The organism is Curtobacterium sp. B18 (assembly GCF_000333375.1).
Classification (GTDB): Bacteria; Actinomycetota; Actinomycetes; order Actinomycetales; family Microbacteriaceae; genus Curtobacterium.
Genome location: NZ_BACZ01000424.1, coordinates 1 through 5,669, shown reverse-complemented (window position 1 = coordinate 5,669; position 5,669 = coordinate 1). Strand labels below are relative to the sequence as shown.

General features: G+C 73.6%; 4 protein-coding genes and 1 pseudogene. 3 read left to right on the top strand and 2 right to left on the bottom strand.

Going from position 1 to position 5,669, the window contains the following annotated elements:
- Window positions 1-217: 217 nt before the first annotated feature.
- Together I5E_RS11725 and I5E_RS11720 are read right to left on the bottom strand one after the other, a co-directional pair.
- A pseudogene (locus tag I5E_RS11725) lies at window positions 218-742 on the bottom strand (ROK family protein); the annotation flags it as partial.
- A 396-nt stretch (window positions 743-1,138) separates the two neighbouring features.
- A complete protein-coding gene (locus I5E_RS11720) occupies window positions 1,139-1,669 on the bottom strand; it encodes a GtrA family protein (protein WP_022907156.1) in 531 nt (176 codons plus the stop codon).
- A gap of 153 nt (window positions 1,670-1,822) precedes the next feature.
- On the opposite strand from I5E_RS11720, the gene I5E_RS11715 reads away from it, so the two are divergent.
- From I5E_RS11715 to I5E_RS22765, 3 genes are all read left to right on the top strand, one after another.
- Entirely contained in the window at window positions 1,823-2,959 is a 1,137-nt protein-coding gene (locus I5E_RS11715) for a 5-(carboxyamino)imidazole ribonucleotide synthase (RefSeq protein WP_022907155.1), read from the top strand.
- 218 nt (window positions 2,960-3,177) lie between these two features.
- Window positions 3,178-4,542, top strand: coding sequence for a glycoside hydrolase family 6 protein (locus tag I5E_RS11710; protein WP_083857948.1), 1,365 nt, complete (start codon window positions 3,178-3,180; stop codon window positions 4,540-4,542).
- Window positions 4,543-4,798: 256 nt separating this feature from the next.
- Complete coding sequence (locus tag I5E_RS22765; protein WP_022907154.1) at window positions 4,799-5,632, top strand: glycosyl transferase family 1; 834 nt, start codon at window positions 4,799-4,801, stop codon at window positions 5,630-5,632.
- Window positions 5,633-5,669 lie beyond the last annotated feature (37 nt).

The window sequence follows — 5,669 nt, the reverse complement described above, 5'->3', positions numbered from 1 at the left end:
GCGCGGGACTCGCCCCGAACAGGCCGTCACGAGCTTCGGCAACGGGTTCCGCTCCACGATGACGAGCGTCGGCATCCTCGTCGGCCTCGGCTCGATGTTCGGCAAGATGCTCGTCGACTCCGGCGCGGCGGACCGTGTCGTCGACACCCTCGTAGCCGGGGACGTGGCCGATCTCCCCCGCTGCACCGCGGGGTCCGGCGAACAGGGAGCCGCCGAGCACGAGGGCGCCGCCGACACCGGTGCCGAGCGTCATGCCGAGGACGTCCGGCTCCCCGGCCACGGCTCCGGCGGCGACCTCGCCGAGGAGGAACGCGTTCACGTCGTTGTCGAGCGTCGCGGGGACACCGAGGGCCGTGGTCACCGCGTCGGTCACGCCGTACCCGGCCCAGCCGGTGAACGAGTTGCCGGTCACGAGCACGGTGCCGGTGGTCGCGTCGACCACGCCGGCAGCGCCCACCCCGACCCCCGTCACGGAGGCGCGGTGCCGGTCGAGCAGGTCCGTCACGGCACCGAGGGCGGCCGTCACGATCGCCGCGCCGCCGGCGTGTGCCGGTGTCGGCAGGTCGACGCGGTCGATGACCTCGAGCGCCGGGGTCGCGAGGACGACCTTGGTGTTCGTCCCGCCGACGTCGACGCCGAGCCGGAGTGCGACGAGCGCGTGGTCCCACCGCAGGGAGCCGTAGTGCAGCGCGCGGAGCACGACGGCGTCGACCACGTACGCCGTCGGCGGGTGCTGCGACATCTGGTTGACGGTCGTGGAGTCACCCGGGTGTGCCGTGAGCAGCCCGCTCACGGTCGACCACGTCGAGGAGTCGCCGTCGGCCTGCTCCTGCAGGGCGGCGCGGACGGCGTTCGTGACGTGCATCGTGCCGGGAGCCGGCCACCCGGACCCGGTCGCGACGTGGACCGCGGCGTCGAGGTGCGCCGCTTCGTCCGGTGCCTGGAAGGCCGGGACGACGAGTGCCCAGAGCACGAGCCAGAGCCCGAACACCGCCGTGGTGACGCCGACCCACAGCCGCTCGCGCCGCGGGACGGCGGGGTGCGGTTCGGACTGCATCGAGCGGACTCCCGGGGTCGGCGACGCCACCTCGGTCGGCGGCGCCTCGAGCCTACTGGCCCGGTGCCCACCGGGCGGGACCTACTGGCCGGCGACCTCGGAACCGGCGACCGACGACTGGGAGACCGTCGACGCGGTGCTCGTCGACGCGGCGCTCGTCGGCCCGTCGGTCTCGGCAGCTCGTGCCGCCCGGGCGCGACCGCGCTCGGGGTGGTACACCCACACCTTGTAGAGCCAGAAGCGGAACACGGTGCCGAGCACGAGTCCGATGACGTTGCCGGAGATGTTGTCCGCCAGGGCCGAGGTCAGGCCGAGCACGTAGTGGGAGATCCCCAGGCAGCCCAGCGAGATGACCATGCCGCCGAGCGAGACGATCACGAACTCGACGCCCTCGCGCGTCGCCACCGCCCGCCGCTGTTCGCGGAAGGTCCAGTAGCGGTTCCCCATCCAGTTGACGAAGATGGCGACGACGGTCGAGACGACCTTCGCCCAGAACGGTCCCGAGTGGACCTCGTCCGGGCTGAGCACGGTCGCCCGCAACAGGTTGAAGATGCCCGTGTCGACCACGAACCCCACCGCACCGACGACGCCGAAGCGTGCCAGTTGGGCCACCAGTCGCCGCACGGTCTCTCCCGGGTCCGTAGAGTTGTCCCTGGTCGTGCGCTGCACGGCCGACCAGGCGGTCGCACACGACGGCGACCCGAACATCGATTCTAGACAGCGCGTTCTCGCCGGACGGTGTGAACGACGGAAGGAACACACAGCATGGCGTTGCGCGTCGGGGTCATCGGTGGAGGACAGCTGGCTCGGATGATGGTGCCGGCCGCGGTCGAGCTCGGGCTCGACATCCGGGTACTGGCCGAGGGGCCGGGCATGTCGGCCGCCATCGCGGCCACCGCCGAGGGGGACTACCACGACGTCGCGACGGTGCTCGCGTTCGCGCGGGACGTCGACGTCGTCACCTTCGACCACGAGCACGTGCCGCAGGACGTCCTGGCTGCCCTCGTCGACGCCGGCGTCGCGGTGCACCCCGGTCCGGCGCCGCTCGCCGTCGCGCAGGACAAGATCACCATGCGCACGCGCCTCACCGAGCTCGGACTGCCGGTGCCGGACTGGGCCGCCGTCCACGATCCCGACGAGCTGCAGGCGTTCCTCGACGACCACGGTGGCCGCGCCGTCGTGAAGACCGCACGTGGCGGGTACGACGGCAAGGGTGTCCGCGTGGTCACCGACCCGGCCGACGTCGCCGACTGGTTCATCGCCGTCGCCGAGGCCGGCGGCGGGCAGGCGCTCCTGGTCGAGGAGCTCGTGGCCTTCACCCGCGAACTCGCGCAGTCCGTCGCGCGGCGGCCGTCGGGCGAGGTCGTCGCCTGGCCGCTCGTCGAGACCGTGCAGCGCGACGGCGTGTGCGCCGAGGTGTTCGCCCCCGCCCCCGACAGCGCGGGGCGCATCGCGGACATGGCCGAGGACATCGCCGTCCGCATCGCGACGGAGCTCGGGGTGACCGGCGTCCTCGCGGTCGAGCTGTTCCAGACCGACGACGAGCGCATCCTCATCAACGAACTCGCGATGCGGCCGCACAACACCGGCCACTGGACCATCGACGGCGCCACGACGAGCCAGTTCGAGCAGCACCTGCGCGCCGTGCTCGACCTGCCCCTCGGCGCGACCGGTTCCTTCGCGCCGGCCGCGGTCATGGTGAACGTCCTCGGCGGGCCGGCCGACGGCGACCTCGCCGGACGGTACCCGGGCGCGCTCGAGGCGTTCCCCGAGGTGAAGTACCACTTCTACGGCAAGGCACCGAGGCCCGGCCGCAAGGTCGGCCACGTCACCGTCATCGGCGACGACCTCGACGACGTCACCTACCGCGCACGGGCCGCGGCGGCGCACTTCGACGACTGAGGCTGCGGTCCCGACGCTGACGACGACCGACGGGAGGCACGGTGCGGGCCCGCACCGCGCCTCCCGTCGGTCGTCCGGTCGGGCCTGACGTCCGCACTCACGGTCCGCAGAAGAGCGGACACCCCATCGGGTGGCACCCGATCTGGCGTGTGTACCCACGCTCCGGCGCGTGCTCCCATGGACTCGTCAGGGGTCGTCGAGTCTGCAGGGAGTCCGTCATGCGCCGCGCCGGTGTGTTCGCCACCACAGGAGCGGTGGGCGCGTTCGTCGCGCTCGCCGCGGGGACGCTGACGCCCACCGCCGCCGACGCGGCCACGAGTGCCGCGTCGATCCGCGCGGCGAGCGCGACGTCCCTGTACGCCGCGGGGCCGTACCGCTCCGACACGAGCGAGGCGGCGAAGCAGGCGGCTGCCCTGGCGACGAGCGACCCGCGCGGCGCGGCGGCGGCGCGGACCATCGCCGGGTACCCCGTCGCCATCTGGCTCGGCGACTGGACCCGCGGCGCGACGCTGACGAAGACCATCGACGCGGCGATCGCGGGGGCCGAGCGGACGGGCACCACCGCGGTCTTCGTCACCTACGCCATCCCGCAGCGCGACTGCGGCGGGTACTCCGCCGGTGGCTTCGACGAGGCCACGTACGACGCCTGGGTGGACCAGGTCGTGGCACGTGTCGCCGGGCACCGGGCCGCCGTGATCGTCGAACCGGACTCCCTGGCGATGCTCAGCAACAGCGCGTGCAGTGACACGCTCGACGCCCAGCGCTACCGCATCCTCGCGCGGGAGGTCGCCGCGTTCACGGCCGCGGGTGTGCCCGCCTACCTCGACGCCGGGAACTCGAACTGGGTCCCGCCGGCGGTGATGGCGTCACGGCTCGAGAGCGCCGGTGTGCGGCGCGCCCGGGGCTTCTTCACGAACGTCGCGAACTACTACCCGACGGCGCAGGAGCAGGCGTACGCCGAGCGCGTCTCGGCGCTCACGGGTGGGTCCCACTACGTCATCGACACGTCACGGAACGGCCAGGGCTGGCGCGGCACGTGGTGCAACGGGCCGGGCTCCGGACTCGGGACGTCGCCGCGGGTCGTCTCCGACGGCTCGGCCCTCGACGCACTGCTCTGGGTGAAGACCCCGGGCGCGAGCGACGGCACGTGCAACGGTGGTCCGGTGGCCGGGACGTGGTGGTCGCCCTTCGCCGAGGCGCTCGTCGCGAACGCGCGGACCGGGACGACGGTCGCCGCAGCCGCGCCCGCCCGGACGGCCCCGGCCGTCGCGCCGACCGCGCACCGGGAGTCCGTGTCGTCCGGGTCGAAGCGCCGCGTCACGGTGTCGGGGTGGACGTTCGACCGCGACGACCTGACGAAGCCCGTCACCGTGCGGGTGACCGTCGGCGGCAAGGTCGTCGGGACGGCGACGGCGAACGTGTCGCGGCCCGACGTCGACCGGGTGCACCGGGTCGGCCGGTACCACGGGTTCCGGACGACGGTGCCGGTGTCGAGCGGGAAGCGCAGCGTGTGCCTCACGGCGGTCGGCATCGGCCGTGGCGGCGACACGTCGATGGGGTGCGTGACCCTGTCCGTGCGCTGAGGAACGCGACCCTGCGCCGGTCCGTGCCCGTCCGTCCGTGCGTGGACGTGCCCCCGGCGTACGTCGACGCCCGCCGTCGTGCGGGAGGATGGCCGCATGCCGCGTGATCTCGTCCGTCGTGCCGTCCGCCGACTCCGACGCACCCTGACCGGCGGACAGCCGGTCGCCCCGACGGCACCGACGCGGCCGCCGGTCCTCGGGTACGTCGTGGCCGGCGGTGGTGGCGCGCACCCCGCCTCGGCGCACGTCCGGGGTCGTGCGCCGCACCGAGCACCTCGCGCGCTCCGGTGCCGCCGAGGTCCGTCAGATCGACCCCGCCGCGTTCCTCGACGGCACCGACACGACCGACTACCGGGCTGTCCTCGTCCAGCGGGACATCCTGCGCCGCGAGGACGTGGCGCCGTTCCTGGCCGCCGCAGCAGCGCGGGGGATCCGGGTCGCCGCCGAGGTCGACGACGACTTCTTCACCGACTCCGGCCGCGATCGTCTGGCCCGGGCCGAGTACGACCCGGACCGACTGGCCTCGATCGACGCCCTCGTCTGTGGCGCCGACCTCGTCGTCGTCAGCACCGAGGAGCTCGCGGCGCTCGTCCGGCCGCTCGCACACCGCGTGGTGGTCGTCCGGAACGCCCTGGACCCGACGCTCTGGACCCCGGGGGAGCCCGTCGCCGACGACGACCGCCCGGCCGACGAGCACCGGGTGCTCTACATGGGGACGCTCACGCACGGCGCCGACCTCGCACTGCTCCAGGGCGTCTTCACCGACCTGACGGCCGCCGACGGCACAGCGATCCGGCTCGAGGTCATCGGGGTGACCGAGGACCCCGACGAACCCGACTGGTACCGCCGCGTCGAGGTGCCGGACGGGCACTACCCGGCGTTCGCCCGGTGGCTCGTCGACCACCGGCAGCGGTGGCGGGCCGGGGTCGCACCGCTGCGTGACGAGGAGTTCAACCGCGCGAAGAGCGACCTCAAGGCGATCGAGTACACCGCGCTCGGGCTCCCGGCCGTCGTGTCCGACCGCCCGTCCTACCGCGACGCCCGCGGTTCTTCCCGTCGGTCTTCTGCGCCGTCCAGGCCTTCTGGTTGAAGTCGCTGGCGCTCAGGCCGACGCTCGCCAGGTCGTC

Excerpts from the sequence above, each read along its gene's own strand:
- I5E_RS11715 (WP_022907155.1), top strand. The coding sequence starts at position 1,823 with ATGGCGTTGCGCGTCGGGGTCATCGGTGGAGGACAGCTGGCTCGGATG.
- I5E_RS11710 (WP_083857948.1), top strand. The coding sequence starts at position 3,178 with ATGCGCCGCGCCGGTGTGTTCGCCACCACAGGAGCGGTGGGCGCGTTC.